Below are 22,492 nucleotides of genomic sequence, written 5' to 3'. Positions count from 1 at the left end.
TGAGAGATATATCTCGCAAGGTTTTTTAGCTGATATAAGGCATGAGGCAGGAAATTTAATCATTCTAAATGACTGACTCATAACGCAATAGCAGCAAAAAATATGCTTGTCCCCTTGCGCAGCAAACAAAGCAGTGCTTTGTTCTTGCTCATGTGGCTAAAACTTTCTCAGATTGCGTTATGAAACTTGGCAATAGACCCTAACTATTCTTGATATAAACTTGATATAAAACCGCCCAAAAGTAAAAGTGATTTTATTCTGCACCATCCCAATTGCAGGTTTTGATCTTCAACATCTATACCAAGTTTGCCATTTCTAAATGAAAATTTAAGCCTGAACCTGATTTTTTTATCAAATGCGCTTTTTTAACGAAAACAAGCATTTTAAAGAGTGCTATAATTTGCAGTTTAGAATTCTCCTTGGCCACCAAATGTGGTGCCTATTTTAAAAAAGTTAGGACTAGCAATGACTGATAATGCAACTATCTTGCAGAATGTACCAGTAGGCAAAAAAGTCGGTATCGCCTTTTCTGGTGGTCTAGATACTTCAGCTGCTTTATTGTGGATGAAGCAAAAAGGCGCTGAACCATATGCGTATACCGCAAACTTGGGTCAGCCAGATGAAGATGACTATGATGCCATTCCAAAGAAAGCCGAAGAATACGGTGCGGTAAAAGCAGTCTTGGTTGACTGCCGTATGCAGTTGGCTTTGGAAGGTATTGCTGCCATCCAATGTGGTGCATTCCATATCAGCACAGGCGGTATACCTTACTTTAACACCACCCCGCTTGGTCGTGCAGTAACAGGTACAATGCTAGTGACTGCCATGAAAGAAGATGACGTAAACATCTGGGGTGATGGTTCAACCTATAAAGGTAACGATATTGAGCGTTTCTATCGTTATGGTTTATTGACTAATCCTGCGCTTAAAATTTATAAGCCGTGGTTAGACCAAACCTTTATTGATGAATTAGGCGGTCGTGCGGAAATGTCACAATTCCTTATCGACAATGGTTTTGACTATAAAATGTCAAAAGAAAAAGCTTATTCAACTGACTCAAACATGCTAGGTGCAACACACGAAGCGAAAGACCTTGAGTACCTAGATGCTGGCATCAAAATCGTTGATCCAATCATGGGCGTGGCGTTCTGGAAAGATGACGTTGAAGTTAAAGCCGAAGAAGTGTCGGTTACCTTTGAAGAAGGTATGCCAGTTGCATTAAACGGTCAGCGTTTTGAAAACCCTGTTGAGTTGATTCTTGAAGCGAACCGTATTGGTGGTCGTCATGGTTTGGGGATGTCTGACCAAATCGAAAACCGTATTATTGAAGCAAAATCTCGCGGTATTTATGAAGCACCAGGCATGGCGTTATTGCACATTGCTTATGAGCGTTTGGTTACGGGTATTCACAACGAAGATACTATTGAACAATACCGCATTAACGGTTTACGTTTAGGTCGTTTATTGTATCAAGGTCGTTGGTTCGATTCTCAAGCGTTAATGTTACGTGAAACTGCGCAGCGTTGGGTGGCTAAAGCAATTACTGGTACAGTGACTTTAGAATTACGTCGTGGTAATGACTATACCATTATGAACACTGAATCTCCGAACCTCACTTATGAAGCTGAGCGTTTAACTATGGAGAAAGGTGATTCAATGTTTACGCCAATGGATCGTATTGGTCAGTTAACTATGCGTAACCTAGACATTACCGATACACGCGCTAAATTGGGTCTTTATACCAATTCTGGCTTATTGTCGATTGGTTCAGGTTCTGCAGTGCCACAATTGAAAGACAAAAACAAATAATCACTTGGTGATGATTTTGTGAAATCGAAAGCCGCTCAAATTGAGCGGCTTTTTTATGTTTGTTTAAACATGAGGACTAAACAATTCATACTAAATGAAAGCTGCAATAGAAAAATTTACAGCACTTCTTCCACCTGCAAAGTGTGGTAATAAATTTGATTACGTCCCAACTGTTTCGCACGGTACAAGGCTTGGTCTGCACGTTGTAAGAAATCGCTTTTAAAAATGTCCGCCTCACCTTTATAGACGGTAAAGCCCAAACTGATGGTGACATTACTGTCAACCAAAGATTGACTATGTGGAATCGCTAAACGCTCAACCGCTTTAAAAATATTGGAAGCCACAGCATACGCACCATGCGCATCGGTTTCTGGCAATAACACCACAAATTCTTCACCACCATAACGCGCAACAAAATCCATGTGACGAATTGAGTCTTTAATGGATTTGGCAATCGCTGAAATGACTTCATCTCCCTTTTGATGCCCATAATGATCGTTATATTTTTTAAAAAAATCGACATCGATAAAGAGTAAAGACAATGGCACTTCATCATGCCGTGCCTGTTCGAAATAGCTGTCCAGCATTTCATCAAAAGTACGTCTGTTGGATACTTTAGTCAGCGCGTCATGCTGACTTAAATGCAACAATTCTTCAGCATGAATACGGTTAATTTTTTCACTAAGTCGGGCTTGGTGCATGACCAAAAAAATCATCCGCTCACGGGTACACAGCATTTTACTGATTAAAAAACCCACTACCGTACTGCCAACCAACACCCGCCCCATCACCATCACATCAATTGGAATATACAAGGTTAATAGCATAATCATGGCAACCACAGCCGCCATTAACCCAGTCAGCAGCATGTGAAACGGCTTCACCCCCGTCAGTACAAAACCCATAATATAAATCATGCTGATGATCATCATGGCTTGGTGTCTAAACACTTCGGTATGCACCGTCATGGTCAGCCAGGTCATCGACACAATGGCCCAAAAAATCATAGCCATGGCGGCATAGGCATAATACGGGCGCAAAATTTTATAATGGGCAAAAAAGAACAGGGTCAGTAAGCAAAACGCGCCATTGACCAAGCCTAGTAAAGAGTGGATAAAATCGTGTTTAAAAAAATTACGATCAATAATCCAATAATCCCCAGTAATCATCAGCACGGTGATAATAAAGTAGATGAGTACGCCCGACCAAAAATATTGGTTAATGTTGTGCCGAGCTTGTTCAAGATGCTGTTGCCAAAACTCAACTTCCAGTTGTTTCGGAAAAACCTGCCCCGCACGTTTACGTTGACGTTTAATCAACTCTTCATTTTTTTCTTTGTCGTACTGTAGCTTGGCTAACTTATATTTGTATTCCATGGATGCTTTAAATTCCATTTAATCACGATTGTTGCACAGCAAAACTGTAACAACCTGAATATAATTTTTTTAGTGGTTTAAAAATAACACAATGTCGAAACAATTAATTCAGGCATTTCTATTTTTTATGGCTTTCGACGTTACCATTTTAACATTTATAGATTATCATCTGTTTTATTTTTCAGACTGGCAGCGCCTTGAATACGATTACTCTTATCCAGCCAGATGACTGGCATGCTCATTTACGTGATGGTTTAGCACTACAACGTACTGTTCCCGATCTTGCCAAGCAATTTTCACGCGCAATTTGTATGCCTAACCTTGTTCCACCAGTAAAAACGGTAGAAGAAGCGGAAGCGTATCGTGAACGCATCATGGCACACGTCCCTGAAGGTGTAAATTTTGATCCGCGTATGGTGTTGTATTTTACCGATCAAACCTCTCCCGAAGAAGTCAAGAAAATTAAAGCCTCTGCGCATGTGAATGCCATTAAACTTTACCCTGCTGGCGCGACCACCAATTCAGACAATGGGGTGAGCGACATTCGTAAAGTATATGCGGTGATTGAGCAACTTGAAGAACAACAAGTGCCATTATTACTGCACGGCGAAGTCACGCACAATCATGTCGATATTTTTGACCGTGAAAAACGTTTCTTAGATGAAGTGCTTTCACCATTATTACAACAATTTCCAAACTTAAAATTGGTGCTTGAACACATTACGACCTCTGAAGCAGCGCAATTTGTTTTAGAACAAGGCCGTAATGTCGCAGCAACCATTACCCCACAACATTTATTATTTAACCGTAATGATATGTTAGTAGGTGGCGTAAAACCGCATTTCTATTGTTTGCCTATTTTAAAGCGTCAAACCCATCAACAAACCTTATTAGAAGTCGCAACTAGCGGAAATCCTAAATTTTTCTTAGGGACAGATAGCGCACCGCACTCAAAAAATGCCAAAGAAAATGCATGTGGCTGTGCAGGCTGCTATAGTGCGCCTACAGCAATTGAGCTTTATGCACAAGCTTTTGATCAAGTTGGACGTATTGACCGCTTAGAAGGCTTTGCAAGCTTCTTTGGTGCAGATTTTTATGGTTTGCCGCGTAATACCAACACCATTACTTTGGTGAAAGAAGAGCAAATCATTCCAACCAGTTTAGACTACTTGGATGGTGAACAAATTATTCCGTTATATGCGGGTAAAACCATTCAATGGAGAAAAGTGTGACAGATACAACTTTGCCCGTGATGGGGCAACGTTTTCGTGGTTTTTTGCCTGTGGTGGTCGATGTGGAAACCGCAGGCTTTAATGCCCAAACCGATGCTTTGTTGGAAATTGCTGCCATTCCAATTATTTATGATGCGGATGGCAAATTTGTACCAGGTGAAGCGTATCATGCGCATATCAACCCGTTTGAAGGGGCAAATTTAGACCGTCGTTCGTTGGACTTTATTGGGATTGATCCTTTCAACCCTATGCGTATGGCTATGGCTGAAGATGAAAAAACCGCATTAAAACGGATTTTCAAATCAGTCAATGAAGTGCGTCGCCAACAGAATTGTACCCATGCCATTTTGGTCGGTCACAATGCGCATTTCGATTTAGGCTTTGTACAAGCAGCCATTGCCCGCACAGGCACGAAAAACCAAAACCCATTCCACAGCTTTTCAGTGTTTGATACAGTGACTTTAAGTGCGGTGATGTTTGGTCAAACGGTGCTGGCAAAATCATGCATTCAGGCAGGTATTGAGTTTGATGGCAAAGAAGCTCATTCAGCTTTATACGATACGCAAAAAACTGCAGAGCTGTTTTGTTTTATTCTAAATAAACTTGCGCCGCACATGGTAGAGAACTTACTCAACACAGATCAATAATACGATTTGTACTCGAACATTGAGATGTTTACAGGATGACAGACTGCGTTTGTCGTCCTGTTTTCTTTTTAGTGTTGTGGTTTTGATTCGTGCTTTTCAACCACAAGACTGAGCATCAAAATGATTTTTACTGCGAATCAGCTTTTATGCATGCAGTCTTTTGAGCTGGCTTTGGTTATAATGGCAATATTCCAATTTGTGTTATTGATTCTGCCATGTTGAAAAAAATTGTCTTGGTTTTGGTCATTCTCGCGCCTTCTGCGTTGTATCTTTATATTGTGAATCGTGAGCCTGCTCAACCTAAACCAAGCACTCAACCCGCAGCCACACAAACAACAACCACTGAAAAGCAATATCAAACCCCTGATCATTAAAATGATGCACCGTATTCAAATTTACATGCACTGATTTATTTTTAAAGATGTATTATTTTTTAAGCAAATAACAAATAGTGCGGCAGTTTTTTTAGATTCAGGTTTGACACTGTCGCTAAAAATTCATAATATACGCATCACCTCGCAACGTCCCTATCGTCTAGAGGCCTAGGACATCGCCCTTTCACGGCGGTAACCGGGGTTCGAATCCCCGTAGGGACGCCATTTATCGTGCTATACGATCATTTCTAATCCAAATTTATTATTTCAAGATTGCAGATTTGTAGTTTTTCTCTACAATACTTCGCTTCATTTCATTTTTTCTCCTATCACTTATGCCGTCATCGAATCATCAAAATGATGCTGTGCATCAAGGCAATACTATGCCTTTAAAACGTGCGATGAGCACTCGACATTTGGTTATGATTTCACTGGGCGGTGCTATTGGCACAGGTCTATTTTTAGGCTCAGGTGAAGTCATTGCACAAACAGGCCCCGTTGGCGCCATCATCGCTTATATTTTTGGTGGTTTAATTGCCTATATGGTGATGCTGTGTTTGGGCGAGCTTGCCGTACACATGCCTGTTTCAGGTTCATTTGGGGCATACGCCAAACAATATATTGGACCTGGCACGGGCTATACCATCACTTGGTTATATTGGCTCACGTGGTCGGTCACTTTAGGCACAGAATTTACCGCCGCTGCGTTGCTAATGCAGGAATGGTTCCCGCATATTTCCATGTGGATTTGGACACTGATTTTTGGTGGCGTTGTATTTGGTTTGAATATGATTTCCACGCGCTTGTTTGCAGAATCTGAGTTTTGGCTATCTTTGGTCAAAGTCGTGACTGTCATTGCCTTTATCGTTTTGGGTTTAATGGCAATTTTAGGTGCTGTGTCTTATCAAGGTTATACCTCTGCACCTTTATTTAGCAATTTAACCGCACAAGGTTGGTTTCCTGAAGGGCTATTCCCTATTTTTGCAACCATGTTAATTGTTAATTTCGCCTTTTCAGGTACAGAGTTGATTGGTGTTGCCGCAGGTGAAACCAAAGACCCTGCCAAAAACGTGCCTAAAGCAATCAATACCGCAATTTTCCGTCTGTTGATTTTCTTTGTAGGTACCATTGTGGTGATTAGTGCCTTGCTACCACATCAGGCTGCAGGTTTGGCTGCAGAAGGTGTAAGCAGCAGTCCTTTTGTAACGGTGTTTAATCAGATTGGTATTCCTTATGCGGAAGATATTATTCGTTTTGTGATTATCACAGCGTTACTCTCTGCAGCGAACTCAGGTTTATTTGCAGCTTCACGAATGATGTGGTCGCTCTCACACCAAAAGCAATTACCACAGATTTTTTCTAAGGTGAATGCGCGTGGTATTCCTTATATTGCAGTCATGGTCACCATGCTCGGTGCAATGCCAGGTTTATTGTCTGAACAATTTGCGCCTGAAACCATCTTTAAAAACCTCTTGGGTGTGGCTGCATTTACCATGGTCGTGGTCTGGATGAGCATTTGTTTAAGCCAGTTTAACTTCCGTCGCCAATGGTATAAACAAGGTAAAACCGTGCAGGACTTAGGTTTTGCTGCACCGCTATTTCCAATAGTGCCTATTTTAGGTTTTGTGTTCTGTTTTATTACTTGCTTAAGTATGGTGTTTGACCCTGAAATGCTGGCAGGTTTTATTGGCTGTATGATTTTTATTGTGTTGTGCTATCTCAGTTATTACATGATTTATCACAAAAAATCATAATGCTTTTTTAGCGATGATGTAAAATAATAGGGGCGATCTTCGGATTGCCTTGTTTTTTGAGTTGTGTTGATTAGCAATGAATACTGCAAAATACAAAGAAAATCATGCTGCTCTAATAAATGTGTCCATTTAAAAATAACTTGAAAAGCATGATTTTTACCGCTTCAAACGTATCACGACAGCAGAATAGTTTTAATTTTATTCAGTTGAACATTTTTTTCAGAATTATTGCAGAAAAGCGTTTGACACCCCCCCTTATACGCCCTATTATACGCCCACCTCTGAAACGTCCCTATCGTCTAGAGGCCTAGGACATCGCCCTTTCACGGCGGTAACCGGGGTTCGAATCCCCGTAGGGACGCCAATTTCAGAAGTAGATATTTTTTTAAGTCCCTATCGTCTAGAGGCCTAGGACATCGCCCTTTCACGGCGGTAACCGGGGTTCGAATCCCCGTAGGGACGCCAATATTCTCAACAACTGCATTGGTTGTTACATGGTTTAAAAATATAAACTTCTATTTGTCCCTATCGTCTAGAGGCCTAGGACATCGCCCTTTCACGGCGGTAACCGGGGTTCGAATCCCCGTAGGGACGCCATATTCGAGATGTTTACATCTCAACAAAAAGCCCAATCAATATGACTTGGGCTTTTTGCTATCTAACGCATTAGTTTTATATTTCAATCTGTGCGGACTGATTCAAAAACCATAGTTTAAGCTTTGAATCCGTCCACTGAGGTTTGAAAAATACGAATCAAGCTGATTTACGTGAGTTGACCTGTCCTTTAATCACCGCAGTTAAATTGCCTTTTAAATATTTGAAAAAGACTTTTAAAGGCGAGAGTTTCGGGTTTGGACGCTTGCCTTGTGCAATTGCTTTGAACTGCGCGGCATACCAAATAATTTCCATAATTGCCATTTTATCAATCATCGGGATACCAGTTTTAATTTTATCGACCCCGTAACGTACATCTTGACCCGCCAACAAACGGTTGGCTAAATCGGTTTCTACCGCAAATGGTCGGGCGATCCCAATAAAGTCACATGCACCACTGTCCAAAGCAGCATTCATGGCAACTACCGTTCTAAAACCACCTGTCACCATTAAGTGGCATTTCACCTGACTGCGAATCAATTCCGCAAAAGATAAAAAATAGGCTTCACGGGCAATGGTACTTGGTTTACGTTTATCAGCTTTAGAGCCTGCCATCGCGGGTGCTTCATAAGTACCACCTGAAATTTCAATCATATCTATACCTGCTTCATCCATGGCTTTAAACACGCTAATCACTTCTTCTTCAGTGATGCCGCCACGTTGAAAATCTGCAGAGTTTAGTTTGACTGATACAATAAAATTGTCTGAGGTCGCTGCACGTACCGCTTGATAAATTTGCATCAAAAAGCGCATACGGTTTTCAATATTGCCGCCCCATTGGTCTTGGCGTTTATTGGTCAGTGGCGATAAAAACTGGCTGATCAAATAGCCATGCGCACCATGCAGTTGAATCCCTTCAAAGCCCGCTTGCTCACAAATCTGTGCAGCTTTGGCAAAACGCTGAATAATATCGAGGATTTCATCTTCATGTAGTTCACGTGGTGTACCAAAACTCAAAGCTAAACTTGGACTAAAAGGCACAGCCGAAGGTGCAACCGTTTCTTTATTCAAACCTTTCGGACATTGCCGCCCAGGATGTGACAACTGTACCAATTGCACCATGCCATAACGTTTACCAACTTCTGTCCACTGTTTGAGCTTTTCTATATCTCGGTCTGATTCAATTCCCACAACACCCGGTTCATTTTTGGCACGTAAATCGACCATTACGTTGCCAGTGATGGCACAGCCCAAACCACCTTTTGCCCATGCTTCATATAGACCTAAATGCAGGCTATTCGGCTGCCCTGCCGTGTTGGCAAGCGCCTCACTCATCGCGCCTTTAATGATGCGATTTTTAAACATGGTATTACGAATCTGAATTGTTTCGGCAAGATGGCTCATACACTGTTCCGTATTGTGTTTTATTGGTCTTTTTTACTCTAAAGATTTTTCGGAACAGGTCAATGCTATTTTGACAAATCTTATTGTCAAAATGGTAAAACAAGTCAGCCAGCCGAAATAGCTGTTTAAAAATATTGAAGGTTTAATACTCACTGGCAGCAATCAATTGACGGGTATATTCTGTTTGCGGATGGCTAAATAACTGTACAGTATCTTGAAATTCCATGACTTTCGCTTGATGCAGCACCAACACTTTTTGACACAGTGCTTTCACCACTTGCAAATCGTGGCTAATAAACAAATAGCTCATCTGTTCTTGCTGCTGCAAACGGCGTAACAGCTGCACGACAGCACGTTGCGTGGTACGGTCTAAGGCAGAAGTCGGCTCATCCATAATTAACAGTTTAGGACGCAGCACCAACGCGCGTGCTAATGCAATCCGTTGACGTTGCCCACCCGACAATTCATGCGGATAGCGTTGTTTAAAACTCACAGGCAATTCCACTTTGCTTAGAGCTTCATCAATGCGCTGGATGATTTCAGGCTTGGACAATTGTTGCAATGCCAAACCCTCACCAATGGTTTGCTCCACATTTAAACGTGGATTTAAGCTGCTAAACGGGTCTTGAAATACAATTTGAAACTGCTGACGTAAGGGACGCAATTGGCGTTCATTCAGTTGATTCAGATCTTGCCCAAGTAGTTCAATTTTTCCCTCACTTTCAATCAGTCTTGCAATGGAAAGTGCCAATGAACTTTTACCCGAACCGCTTTCACCAACAATACCAATCGATTGACCTTGCGGAAGTTCGAAGCTTAACGGTTCAACCGCAACCACATAATCTTTAACCCGATTCAGCAAGCCTTGTTTAATCGGGAATTTCACAGCAACCTGATCTAACGCCAAAACAGTCGGCAACTCATCAATTTGCAAAGCTTCGCCAAAATCATGGTTTAACAAATTTTGAGTATAGGCTTGCTGCGGTCTATTAAAAATATCTGCCACACTGCCCTGTTCTTCGACCCGTCCATGATTCATGACAATGACCTGATCTGCATATTGTTTGACCAAGTTCAAATCGTGGCTGATCAAAATCATGGCCATATTATGACGCACTTGCAGGCTTTTTAATAAATCCAAAATCTGCGCCTGCAAAGTGACATCTAAAGCAGTGGTTGGTTCATCGGCAATTAAAATATCGGGATCAAGTGCCAACGCCATTGCGATCATCACTCGCTGACGTTGCCCCCCAGATAATTCATGTGGGTAACGCTTTAGTTTTTCTTCAGGCTGAGGAATGCCAACATCCTCAAGTAATTGCAATACCCGAGCACGCGTTTTTTCCTTGCTCCAACCTTGGAGCAACAAACTTTCACCAATAATTTTTTCCACGCGATGCAACGGATTTAAAGCCGTCATCGGTTCCTGAAAAATCATGGCAATTTTTTGACCACGAACTTGCCGCAATTGTTGCGGTTTAAGGCGAAGTAAATCCTGTTCTGCAAAGATTGCCTGACCTTGCACCTGTAAATGTTCGGGCAATAAACCTAGCAACGCCAAACTGCTAATAGATTTTCCAGAACCACTTTCACCGACTAACGCAATAGTTTCGCCTGCATGCAGCTCAAAGTTTAAATCGTGCAGCAAAACCTGTTCCTGCTGCCGAATATGCAGATGACTGACTGTTAGCAATACTGCAGGCTGTGACGCATTTGAAGGTTTAACGTCTTGGATCGAATGCATCACGGGTCGCTTCTCCAATATAAATCAACAAGGACAGCACAATCGCTAAGGTAAAAAAGCCTGACAACGCTAACCACGGTGCATTTAAATTATTTTTGCCTTGTAACAGCAACTCACCTAAAGATGCTGCATCGGGCGGTAAGCCATAACCTAAAAAATCCAGTGCAGTTAAAGCTGTAATATTGGCGGTTAGCATAAATGGCAACTGCGACAAACTCGAACTCATGGCATTGGGTAAAATATGCCGAAACATAATGGTACGATCGGTTACGCCTAAACTTCGCGCTGCACGGACATAGTCAAAATTTCGGGCGCGTAAAAATTCTGCTCGAACCAAGCCGACCAGTGTCGTCCAGCCAAATAACAGCATAATCACAAATAGCCAATACACACTTGGGGTAAACATGCTGACCAAAATCATCACCATGAACAGCATCGGTAAACCGCCCCACACCTCTAAAACGCGCTGACCAATTAAATCGACCCAGCCGCCATAGTAGCCCTGAATTGCCCCGACCAAAATGCCCAAAGCTGCCGATGCAAAAGTCAATGCAAAGCCAAATAACAGCGATACACGCAAGCCATATAAAATTCGCGCCAACACATCGCGCCCTTGGTCATCTGTACCTAGCCAATTTTGTGCAGTTGGTGCAGAAGGTACAGGAACGGCCAAATCTAAATTCGGGGTCTGGTAAGAAAACTCAATGAGCGGCCAAACTGCCCATCCTCGGTCTGCAATCAGTTGTTGCACCACTGGGTCTTTATAATCTGCTTCGGTTTCAAATACACCGCCAAAGGTCGTTTCAGGATAAGCCTTGAACACTGGCAGATATAAAGATTGCTCATATTTGACCAATAACGGTTTATCATTGGCAATAAGTTCTGCCGCCAAAGACAACACAAAAATAATGATAAAGACAATGAAACAACCAAAACCCAATTTATTCTGTTTAAAACGCTGCACACGCGCCTGCATGATCGGTGACATTATTTTGCCCCTCGCGATTCAAAACTAATACGTGGGTCGATCACCTGATATAACACATCGCTGATTAAGCGTAGAATTAAGCCCAATAAGGTAAAAATAAACAAAGTGCCAAAAATTACAGGATAATCACGCTGTACAATCGCCTCAAAACCAAGCAGGCCTAATCCATCTAAATTAAAAATAATTTCGATGAATAAATTCCCAACAAAGAAAATACTCACCAACGCTTCGGGTAAACCTGCAATCACAATCAGCATGGCATTACGAAACACATGCCCATATAACACACGCGATTCAGTAAGACCTTTAGAACGTGCCGCCAACACATATTGTTTGTTTAATTCTTCCATAAATGAATATTTGGTCAGATAGGTCAGCCCTGCAAAACCACCAATCACCATCGCCAATAAAGGCAAAGTCATGTGCCAAAAATAATCGGTGATTTTTCCCCACAGACTCAATTGAGCAAAGTTTTCAGACACCAAACCCTGTAAAGGAAACCACTGAAAATATGAACCGCCTGCAAAAAATACAATCAGTAAAATAGCAAAGGCAAACGCAGGAATGGCATAGCCAATCGCCAACAAAATAGAAGTGGCTTTATCAAACAACAAGCCATGCTGACGGGCTTTTTTAATGCCTAAAGGAATAGAAATTAAATAAATCAGCAAGGTGCTCCATAAACCTAAAGATAGCGATACAGGTAATTTTTCCCATAACAATTGGGTCACAGGTTTATCTTTAAAAAAGCTGGTGCCAAAATCGAACTGCACATAGCTGGTGAGCATTTGCCAAAAGCGTTCATGTGCAGGTTTATCGAATCCATATTGCGCTTCGATTTTTGCGACCATTTCATCACTTAAACCTTTAGCACCTTGATAATTGCTGCTATTGGAGGTTGCAGCAGTTTCACCGCCTGTCGCCCCCATGCCCTGAAAGGCTTCGGCTTGCTGAATCGCCTGTTCGACTGGACCGCCCGGTGCAATTTGAATCACCACAAAGTTAATCAATAAAATGAAAAACAAGGTTGGAATAATCAGGAGCAATCTTTTGAGTATGTATGTGCCCATGTACTTACCTTTTGGCAATGTTCTGGTTTATCGCAAACACTGTCATGCTTGAGTTTTAAAATCGTTATTGTTGACGTAAATAATGTGCAACTTTCTTGGCTTGGGCAGCATCACTCCACCAATAATCAATTCCTGCCGATAGTTTAGGTTTGATGGCGGGCTGACGATACATATTCCAATAGGCATACCAGTTTTCACCTTTGCCATAGGTTGGAATTTGATAATACCCCGCACGCAATAAACGATCCAAAACTTTGGTACGCACAATCAATTGTTCACGATTAGGCGCACGAATCAACTGTTGTACCACTTCATCAATTACTGGGTTTTTAATGCCTGCGTAATTATAGTTTCCTGGTTGATCTGCGGCAGCACTACTCCAAAGCTGTGCTTGCTCATTGCCTGGACTTAAAGATTGCGGCATGACACTGGTGGTCATATCAAAATCGGCACGGCGCATGCGTTCAATATATTGCGGCACATCGACATGCCGAATATTTACCGTAACGCCCAGACGTTTCATATTGCGCACAAAAGGCACTAATGTGCGTTGCAAACCATCCTGATGAATTAAAAATTCAATTTGAATGGCTTTGCCTTTGGCATCGACCAATTTACCTTGCTGAAAACGATAACCCGCTTTCAAAAGCAATTCACGGGCTTTAAGCAAGCCGTTACGGTTAAAGCCACTGGCATCAGTCACAGGATACTGCCAATTTTGCAATACGCCTTGGCGTTGAATAGGATGCAGCTTGGCCAAATAGGGTTTTAAAACAGACAATTCTGCGGCTGAAGGTGTGCCTTTGGCTTCTAATTCACTGTTAGAAAAATAACTTTGCAAACGGCGATATTGCCCATAAAACAGAGCTTTGTTTTGCCATTCAAAATCGTAAGCATAGGTCAAGGCTTGCCGAAAACGAATATCCTGAAATGCATGTCTGCGGGTATTGAATACAAAACTTTGAGTTGGAATTGGGTTCTGGTGCTGAAATTTATGCTTAACCACCATGCCCGCATTCACGGCAGGGAAACGATATTCCGTCACCCATTTACGTGCCGTATATTCTTCATGCAGCGTATATTGCCCCGACTTAAAGCCTTCAAAGGCAATATCTAGATTGCGATAATACACATATTTTAGGCGGTCAAAATTATAGCGCCCTTTGTTTATGGGCAGATCCTTGCCCCAGTAATTAGGATTACGTTTATAGGTGATGCTGCGCCCTGCATCAATCCGTTCAATCAGATAAGGCCCAGAACCTAAAATAGGTTCGAGGGTAATACGGGTAAAATCACGCTTTTGCCAATCTTTTTTAGAATAGATGGGCATTTGCGACAAAATCAGTGGCATTTCTGCATTGTTGCTGGATTTAAAACTGACTTTTACCTGATGTTTGGACAAGACTGTGGTTTTATCCAAGTCAGACAAATACATTTGCAAACCCGGATTGGACTTGGTCTGAAATGCATCAAAACTGAATTTAACATCTTCTGCAGTGACTGGACTGCCATCGCTAAACTTTGCTTGAGGATTCAAATGAAAAATCACAAAGGCTGTTTGCTTCGGGTCATAGCTAACTTTTTCAGCCAATAAGGGATACATCACCCCCGGCTCGTCTAAAGAACTGCTCATGAGTGAATCAAACAAAAAATTCACCCCATCGGTGGAGCTGCCTTTGCCATTCATGTCATTTAAATTGTCATAAGTGCCATTACTGGCGCGAATCAAATCTCCACCTTTGGGTGCATGCGGATTGGCATAAGGCATGGCTGTACGCCCCGCATACTGAGGTTGGCTATGCACCGCAATATATGGTGTAGTTTGAATGGCAGCCCAACCGAACTGTGGCAATGCCAGACATCCCACCAGACAGAACAATGTTTTGTGTAGCGCGAAAGACATGCGCACAGCTCCTTGTGCAGTATCACTCAGGATGCAGCCCACAGCGCATCCTGGAGATTGATCATTACAGATTCGGGACTTTAATCACATCACCAATGCGCAATTGCGTATTCGGCTGCATGTCATTTAAATCGGCCAAAGCTTTGCTGTCGATACCATAACGGTTGGCCAAACCAATCAATGTATCTCCACGTTTGACCTTATATTCAGTCACAGTTTTTGGAATTTGAATACTTTGACCAATCTGTAAGCCTGAACGTGGGGTTAAGCCATTTAAACTAGCCAATTCAGCAACTGAAATACCAACACGGTTGGCAATTGAATTTAAGGACTCGCCACTTTTTACGCGATAAGCTTCAGTCGCTTTAGTACTGCTACTTTTAGCTACGTTTGATACTTCGGCTTTTGCATCAACAGTTGCAGCGCTGGCATCAACTTTTAAGCGCTGCCCAATACGCACATTGGCGGTACGCGATAATTCATTCAGCTCTGCCAAATAACTCAATTGCAATTTATATTGGCGAGCAATACTGCTTAAAGTTTCCCCTGCTTTCACGACGTGAATATCATTGGCAGTTTCAGTCGCTGCTTCAACTTGGGCTTTTTTATCAGGAACATCACCCGTGAGTTTCAGACTTTGTCCTGCTCTTAAACCACCGTTACGGCTAATGTTATTCAACTCTGCTATGTATTCCTGACTCAAGTTATATTTGGTAGAAATAGCAGATAAGGTATCTCCACGTTGTACCGTATAACGCTCAGGTACATTAACGCCCGCAGGTACTTTTAAGCTTTGACCAATGCGTACCCCACTTTGGGTGGTTAAATTGTTCAAACTGGCCAATTCAGCCAACGAAATTTTGGCTTGGTTGGCAATACTGGATAAAGTATCGCCACGCTGTACCTGATAATTTTCTGTTGGATAGTTTGGTGCTTCAGTTTTTGCTTCTGACTTACTGGCCTCGGCTTTGTTCGCTTCAGCTTTCTGAGTCGTTGCTTCATTTACAGGGACATTAATACGCTGACCCACCAATAAACTGCTGCCCGCCGTCAGACCTGGGGTTAAATCTGCCAATTCCTGATTTGACAAGGCATAACGGTCTGCTATCAGTTTTAAATATTCGCCACGTTTCACCACATAGCTTTTGGTCACGACTTTTGTGGCTTGTTCTGCCGCTTTTTTATCCGCTTCCGCTTTGGCTTTAGATGCCGCAGTTTCTTTTAAACTTAAACGCTGTCCGACCAATAAACCACTGGTAGTGCTCAAATTATTATAATCTGCCAATTGTTTAACGCTTAAACCAAACTGACTGGCAACACCTGTTAAAGTATCATTGGCTTGCACCACATATTGCTCAGGCATGGTTTTCGGTTTGGCTGGCTCTGCCTGTGGCTTGGCATCGTACAAATAAATACTGGTGCCGACATACAAAGTTGCATCGGGTGCAATTTGGTTCCACTTCGCAATATCACGCCAATTCAAACCATTTTTCATGGCAATACTGGCCAAAGTATCGCCCGCCAATACGGTATAAGTAGTCCGTTTGCCTTTTGGCGGAATAACCACAACTTCAGAGTCCGTACGCACAAAGTTTTTACCCTGATTGCGCTTGGCTTCTTCTGAATCTACACGTGTGCTTTCTGCCACACTTTTCGGGTAAGCAAAGCCTTTGGTTAACTCTTTACCTTGCTGCTCTGCCACAGACTGGCTGGTTTGAATTGCTGTAAGCTTAATTTTCCCATCGTATGGATCGACAATCTCAGTGCCTTGAGGTGCAATTTGTTTTAGTTCCGCCACAAGTTGCTCTTGCTCTGCCTTAGAGGCTACAGGCTGCAACACCTCTTCCACCGTTTTATTACTGCCTTCTGCCTGTACCGCAGCAAGAATCTGTTCACGCTCGGTCGTTGAAATTGGTGGTTCAATCCGTACAGGTTGAATATTTGCCGCAGGCGTAACTGCAACAGGAATACGCGGTGCACTTGGTACATCACTCCCTGCTGCAAATGCAGCCAAGGCATCTGAGCCTCGTGGTGTACGTGACAAACGTGCAGGTGTTGTTGATGCAGGTTTAGACGCACTGGCTGTCGTGGAGGTATTTGAGGGTGTGGTGCTTGCGGCTTTTGCGGTTGCTGCTGGCGTAGCAGATGCTGTTTTGCTCGTTGTCGTTCTACTGGTGGTTGCCGTGGTCAATGCGGGTGGCGCAGATTTAGACGGTGTGATCGTTACTCCAGATGAAGAAAACGACGGCGTGTTACTTGTATTGCTTGCCCATAAACCACCACCACTTTGTAATTTTTTTAATCGTGCATCTACCGTTGGACTTAAATCTGCAGGAATTAAAATTCGCATTGGGCTTTGCGTGTCGATCCGATCACCACGATGCCCTGGGTTAAGCGAATAGAGTTCCGCACGGCTTAAACCTGTAATGCTGGCCACATCATTTAAATTTACCGCACCTACATTTAACTCACGGAAGTGAGGACGGTTGGCAATTGGAGGTAAAGACACGCCATAAGCATGTGGACTTTTAATAATTTGCGCCACTGCCAAGAAACGTGGCACATAATTCATGGTTTCCTGAGGCAGTTTCAAAGACCAATAATCGGTTGGTAAACCTGCCGCCTTATTACGGTTAATCGCTTGCTGAATACGTCCTGGCCCTGCGTTATAGGCTGCCAATGCCAATTCCCAAGAACCAAACTGATTATACAAACTGCCTAAGAACTCATAGGCAGCACGGGTCGACTCCACTACATCTCGACGGCCATCATACATTGAGGTTTGTTTTAAGCCGTAAATACGGCCTGTACTTGGAATAAACTGCCATAAACCTGCAGCTGCAGCACTACTGGTTGCAGCGGGGTCGTACGAGCTTTCAATGACAGGTAACAATGCCAATTCAGTTGGCATACCACGGCGTTCAGCTTCTTTTACTGTGTGATATAAATAACGTGAAGCACGCGCACTTAAACGATCCAAATATGGCTGACGCGAAATAAACCAGCCACGCTGTGCTTCAATACGCGGGTTCCAATGGTTTAAATCCATTTTGAAACCCACGGTCATACGCTTCCAAACATCGCCATGTTTTAAAATCAATAAACGATCGCCTTCAACTGCACGCATATCGGTTGCAGATAGTAAGTCTTCCAAACCATCCAATGTGCTGGCATCTAAATAACCCGACCCGACCTGACTTGAAGTAAGCGGCTTGCTCGCACCCTGGGTCGAGCTACAGCCAGACATCAAGCCTAAGGCAGCCAATGCTGAACCTAAAACTGTAATTTTAAAAAATGAAGGTAAAGTCGGCTGCCACAAGCGCGTGGTTGGTTTATACATAAAAGAATCCAAACAACTCGTATATAAATTATTTTTTAGACATGCCATTGTAGTGGAGCTAGACAACGACACAAGGCTTTAATTTAGCGTGTTTCCGCTATAAATGTTACAAGAAATTAAAAAAATAGCAGGAATTTTGGGTCTAAACTAAATTTGCGATATACAATAGCTTTTTATTTTGATTTATTTTGCTGAGTATTCGGATCTGATTTATGTCTCAAACAATCACATTATATGTTGATGGTGCTTGCCGTGGTAATCCTGGCTTAGGGGGTTGGGGGGCGTATATCATCACCGAACAGGCAGAGCATAAATTACATGGTGGCGAAGCACAAACCACCAATAACCGCATGGAACTCACTGCAGCCATCGAAGGTATTTTATTTTGCCCAACCGATGCCAAATTGATTATTTGGACAGACTCCAACTATGTCAAACAAGGCATTACCGAGTGGATTCACGGCTGGAAAAAGAAGAACTGGAAAGATGTCAAAAACCCAGACCTTTGGCAAAAATTAGATGCCACGTGTCAGGGGCGTGAAATTGAATGGAACTGGATTAAAGGCCATGCAGGACATGCAGGCAATGAAATGGCAGACCAATTGGCCAACTTGGGTGCAGATCAAGTTCAGAAAACCTTGAATTCTCCATCTAATGCAGCACCCACTTTGGATGCACCGCAACAGGATAAAAAAAAAGCTGAATCTGACTGGTTACTAGATGATCCTTTCGGTTTTGACCTGATTGAAGATGAACCTGAAATGGAAAATACAACACCAGACAGCAATTTAGAAAGTAACGATCAAAAACACAGCATTATAGAGGATGATGAAAGCACACAGGCCGCTACTGGTGATACTTTAAATAATGATCGTGAAATAGCACTAAACTCAGAAAATGTCACCTCAAGTGAAAATATTGTGGATGCTACATCTGCAATGCACCCGCATATTGTGGTGACGCCTGCCACACTTGCGCTACACGGCCCGCGCCAACTGATTTTAGATACGGAAACCACAGGTTTTTATTATCAGGACGGTGACCGTATTATTGAAGTGGGTGCGCTGGAAATGATTAACCGTAAACTCACGGGCAGTTCTATCCACATTTATATCCAGCCTGAAAAACTGGTCGGTGAATCAGAAAATATTCACGGTATTTCAGATGAGTTCTTAAAAGATAAACCAAAATTTGCCGAAATTGCAGATGTGCTGTATCAATACCTCAAAGGTGCAGAAATTATTGCGCATAACGCTACCTTCGATATGAACTTCCTAGACATGGAATTCAGTCGCGCAGGTTTGGGTAATTTATCAGAAGTGTGTACCGTAACGGACTCATTGCTGATGGCAAAAAGCAAACACCCTGGGCAAAAAAACTCCTTGGATGCTTTGGTCAGACGTTATGAGATTCCTGCGCGTGACCGTACCTTCCACGGCGCATTACTGGATGCCGAAATTCTTGCCGATGTATACTTGGCAATGACGGGTGGACAGGTTGCATTTGATATGGATACCCTGTCTGCAAGTGAAGAACAACAACGTCAAAGTGACCGTTTAAGTATTGATATTGACCTAGCGGTAATATTACCTTCAGAAGATGAACTGGCTGCGCATGAGAATTGGGTCAAACAATTTGAAGAAAAACACGGTAAACCTTGCTTTTTTGCCAAATAAAATCTACGAGTTTTGTAATTTTATGTATTTAAAGATTCGCCAGTTCAGTTATAGTTAAAGCAAATAGGACTTTGTATTTTTGCAAAGAACCAACAAACAGATAAAACACTAGGAAAGGTGCAGATCCATGTCTTACCAAACCTCTATACATTTTGATCCAACTGCCTTGCTGATAATAAAAAATGAGGTTGATAATTCTATCAAACTGGTTGAATCCGCAGTAAGCACCTTAGCAGAAGATCAAACTTTACCTTTTGGTATTGATGATGCACTGAATCAATTTGAACAGTGCGCTCAGGTTTTAGCCTTAATTGATATGGAAAGCTTGGCAAAAATTGCGCAATACTCTGCAGAGCTGATGCGCAAAATTATGGGGAACCCAAGCAATATCAACACACAGGAAGTGATTGCGCTCAGCGAAGGCACAACTATGCTCAAGCGTTATATTGAGTTTATTTGCCTGCGTGAAGTTAAAATTCCACAATTTTTGCTCGATACCTTAAACCGTTTAGAACTGGCTTTAGGTAAACCATTAACGCAAGAAGGTCAACATATTGAAGGCCTGCTCGATTGCATCACCCCTAGCTTTCAATTGCCGCAAGCGCCTTCATTAGAAAAGTCGGCTTATGTGCATCGCTTGTATAAATTGTCATTACACAAATTACTCAAGCAAGAAGAATCTGAAATGGATCTTCAAGCAATCAAATTAGTCGGGACATATTTGGCAGGCTTGGCAGAAAGCCATCCGAGCCAACAATATTGGGGTTTGGTACACGTTGCCTTCAACCATATTGATGACTTATTGCTAAATGAGCCACGCTTACGCACCCTCATTGGTATTGAACACAATATGCGTCAATACTTTGCAGCGCCAGAAACATTCACTGCGACCTTGACTGATCTCGCGAACATTTTAAGTCTGTGCATTAGTCAAGAAGATGAAATTTCACAACATATTCGCAGCCAGATGAATCTTGGTGAAGACTTATTGACTGACACACAATTACAAGTATTCAGCCGTCATTTATATGGTCCAGATTTTGACACCATGCACACCATTAGCGACTTAGTGACCACAGAAATGGCACAGATTCGCAATGACATTGAATACAACTACCAAAACATGAGTCCTGAAAAAACACAGGAATTGCAAAGTAAGTTAAAAGAGTTGGCGAACTTATTTAAAGTACTGAACTTAAATGAAGCCAATCAAGACTTAGAACGTCAGGCAGAATCATTAAGCCGTCCTGAATTGCTCAAAGATGAAAACTTTGCCCAGCAATTAATGAACGTGATTTTATCTGCCATGAACTCAATTGGTGTGCTTGAACGTCATCACACCTCTAGTCGCTTGCAGTTGCGCGTCAACAACATGAATATTTCGCTAGATCGTTTAGATGAAGCGCATGAAGCCTTGTTGACCGAAACCAAATTACTGATTGATTTGATTACGCAAACCCTGACTCAGCACCTACAAACTCAAAGTGTTGCAGATTTAGAGCATACTTCAGCGCAAATTCGTGAAGTTGCAGGGGCAATGTTGTTCTTGAATGCTGAAAGTGGTCAAAAAGCACTGAAAGTATCTGCAGATTTTGTGCATGCACAAGTTGAAGCAGGGCAAAACTTAACAGCTGAACAGGTCAACAATATCTTAGATACGCTTGCCAGTGCAGATATGCTGATTGACAATTTAAAGAACAAACAACCTGTTCTGCAAAGCATGTTTAAGGTAGCATTGGACAGTAGTGAAAAATTGAAAACTGTAGCCTAATGACTGAACTCTCACTTGCATATATTTTTCAGCAACAACAACTTTTGGTCGATGAAAACTTCCAATTACCACGTGTGGAAAAGTTGGCAAGTGATTTAAGTTTTAGCTCGGGTGATCAAGTGATTGCCCGAGATCTACTTGAAGATGAATCTATCCCTGAAGGCTTTCAACTGGTTCCAATCCGACAACTTTTACAAGTCTGGAACACCCAACAGTTTGAACAAGCTAGCCGTGCCATTCAGTTACTCGAATGGCGTCGCAATCATAAATTCTGCAGCCATTGCGGTCATAAAACCGAAGTCCATGCGACTCAATATGCCATGGTCTGCCCTGCTTGTGGCTATCACCAATATCCGCGCGTAAATCCATGTGTCATTACCGTGATTACTCGTGGTGAAGATGAAGTCTTATTGGCGCGTAATGCACGCAATAAACTGCCCATTTACGGTTTAATCGCAGGCTTTGTTGAAGTGGGTGAAACACTCGAAGAAGCAGTACGTCGTGAAACTTTTGAAGAAGTTGGCGTACAACTTAAAAATATTCAGTATCTTGCCAGCCAGCCGTGGCCTTTTCCAAGTAACTTAATGATCGCCTTTAAAGCTGAATATGCAGGCGGTGAAATTCAGTTACAGGAAGAAGAAATTCGTGATGCACAGTTCTTTAAGTTTGATCAACTGCCTGATATTCCATTTAAAGGCAGTATCGCCCATGCCATGATTATGCATGTGACCCAAGGCACGCCTGTGGCAGATGACACCAAAGCTTGGCTATAAGTCTAATTCGCAATCTTGCATTTAAAAAACCGTTGCA

General features: G+C 42.3%; 15 protein-coding genes and 4 tRNA genes. 12 read left to right on the top strand and 7 right to left on the bottom strand.

What is annotated here, in order from left to right; genetic code table 11:
* Positions 1 to 465: 465 nt before the first annotated feature.
* On the top strand, positions 466 to 1,809 hold the full coding sequence (gene argG / locus AC07E5_RS14675; RefSeq protein WP_004972682.1) for an argininosuccinate synthase: 1,344 nt from the start codon (positions 466 to 468) through the stop codon (positions 1,807 to 1,809).
* Between the two features lie 116 nt (positions 1,810 to 1,925).
* On the opposite strand, the gene AC07E5_RS14670 is transcribed toward argG, so the two are convergent.
* Positions 1,926 to 3,185: a GGDEF domain-containing protein gene (locus AC07E5_RS14670; protein ID WP_096902183.1), complete on the bottom strand. Its 1,260-nt coding sequence runs from the start codon at positions 3,183 to 3,185 to the stop codon at positions 1,926 to 1,928.
* A 197-nt stretch (positions 3,186 to 3,382) separates the two neighbouring features.
* Here AC07E5_RS14670 and pyrC point away from each other — a divergent pair, with 197 nt between their 5' ends.
* From pyrC to AC07E5_RS14630, 8 genes are all read left to right on the top strand, one after another.
* Entirely contained in the window at positions 3,383 to 4,417 is a 1,035-nt protein-coding gene (pyrC, locus tag AC07E5_RS14665) for a dihydroorotase (protein ID WP_004972678.1), read from the top strand.
* Entirely contained in the window at positions 4,402 to 5,064 is a 663-nt protein-coding gene (rnt, locus tag AC07E5_RS14660; protein WP_096902181.1) for a ribonuclease T, read from the top strand. The genes pyrC and rnt overlap by 16 nt, the downstream gene beginning before the upstream one ends.
* A gap of 215 nt (positions 5,065 to 5,279) precedes the next feature.
* Positions 5,280 to 5,438, top strand: a complete 159-nt coding sequence (locus AC07E5_RS14655) for a hypothetical protein (protein ID WP_004972674.1) — start codon at positions 5,280 to 5,282, stop codon at positions 5,436 to 5,438.
* Between the two features lie 149 nt (positions 5,439 to 5,587).
* Positions 5,588 to 5,663 (top strand) — tRNA-Glu (locus tag AC07E5_RS14650).
* Positions 5,664 to 5,773: 110 nt separating this feature from the next.
* Entirely contained in the window at positions 5,774 to 7,192 is a 1,419-nt protein-coding gene (locus tag AC07E5_RS14645) for an amino acid permease (protein WP_026438458.1), read from the top strand.
* Between the two features lie 288 nt (positions 7,193 to 7,480).
* Positions 7,481 to 7,556: transfer RNA gene (locus tag AC07E5_RS14640), tRNA-Glu, on the top strand.
* Positions 7,557 to 7,581: 25 nt separating this feature from the next.
* Positions 7,582 to 7,657: transfer RNA gene (locus tag AC07E5_RS14635), tRNA-Glu, on the top strand.
* A 56-nt stretch (positions 7,658 to 7,713) separates the two neighbouring features.
* Positions 7,714 to 7,789: transfer RNA gene (locus AC07E5_RS14630), tRNA-Glu, on the top strand.
* 156 nt (positions 7,790 to 7,945) lie between these two features.
* Here the strand turns inward: AC07E5_RS14630 and AC07E5_RS14625 are convergent.
* The 6 genes from AC07E5_RS14625 to AC07E5_RS14600 all read right to left on the bottom strand — a co-directional run bounded on the left by AC07E5_RS14625 (position 7,946) and on the right by AC07E5_RS14600 (position 18,235).
* On the bottom strand, positions 7,946 to 9,190 hold the full coding sequence (locus AC07E5_RS14625; RefSeq protein ID WP_498625725.1) for an NADH:flavin oxidoreductase/NADH oxidase family protein: 1,245 nt from the start codon (positions 9,188 to 9,190) through the stop codon (positions 7,946 to 7,948).
* A 142-nt stretch (positions 9,191 to 9,332) separates the two neighbouring features.
* Complete coding sequence (locus AC07E5_RS14620) at positions 9,333 to 10,934, bottom strand: ABC transporter ATP-binding protein (protein ID WP_096902179.1); 1,602 nt, start codon at positions 10,932 to 10,934, stop codon at positions 9,333 to 9,335.
* On the bottom strand, positions 10,912 to 11,922 hold the full coding sequence (locus tag AC07E5_RS14615; RefSeq protein ID WP_178319206.1) for an ABC transporter permease: 1,011 nt from the start codon (positions 11,920 to 11,922) through the stop codon (positions 10,912 to 10,914). The genes AC07E5_RS14620 and AC07E5_RS14615 overlap by 23 nt, the downstream gene beginning before the upstream one ends.
* Positions 11,922 to 12,992, bottom strand: coding sequence for a microcin C ABC transporter permease YejB (locus AC07E5_RS14610; RefSeq protein WP_004972662.1), 1,071 nt, complete (start codon positions 12,990 to 12,992; stop codon positions 11,922 to 11,924). The genes AC07E5_RS14615 and AC07E5_RS14610 overlap by 1 nt, the downstream gene beginning before the upstream one ends.
* A gap of 64 nt (positions 12,993 to 13,056) precedes the next feature.
* Complete coding sequence (locus tag AC07E5_RS14605; protein ID WP_498625724.1) at positions 13,057 to 14,895, bottom strand: extracellular solute-binding protein; 1,839 nt, start codon at positions 14,893 to 14,895, stop codon at positions 13,057 to 13,059.
* Positions 14,896 to 14,959: 64 nt separating this feature from the next.
* On the bottom strand, positions 14,960 to 18,235 hold the full coding sequence (locus AC07E5_RS14600) for a LysM peptidoglycan-binding domain-containing protein (protein ID WP_419225204.1): 3,276 nt from the start codon (positions 18,233 to 18,235) through the stop codon (positions 14,960 to 14,962).
* 212 nt (positions 18,236 to 18,447) lie between these two features.
* On the opposite strand from AC07E5_RS14600, the gene dnaQ reads away from it, so the two are divergent.
* The 3 genes from dnaQ to nudC all read left to right on the top strand — a co-directional run bounded on the left by dnaQ (position 18,448) and on the right by nudC (position 22,455).
* Entirely contained in the window at positions 18,448 to 19,911 is a 1,464-nt protein-coding gene (gene dnaQ, locus AC07E5_RS14595) for a DNA polymerase III subunit epsilon (protein WP_498625723.1), read from the top strand.
* Between the two features lie 127 nt (positions 19,912 to 20,038).
* Positions 20,039 to 21,682 (top strand): chemotaxis protein, encoded by a 1,644-nt coding sequence (locus AC07E5_RS14590; RefSeq protein WP_498625722.1) that lies wholly within the window; start codon positions 20,039 to 20,041, stop codon positions 21,680 to 21,682.
* Entirely contained in the window at positions 21,682 to 22,455 is a 774-nt protein-coding gene (nudC, locus tag AC07E5_RS14585; RefSeq protein WP_096902169.1) for an NAD(+) diphosphatase, read from the top strand. The genes AC07E5_RS14590 and nudC overlap by 1 nt, the downstream gene beginning before the upstream one ends.
* Positions 22,456 to 22,492 lie beyond the last annotated feature (37 nt).

Source organism: Acinetobacter seohaensis (assembly GCF_056431365.1).
This window is presented reverse-complemented; position numbering and strand designations above follow the sequence as displayed.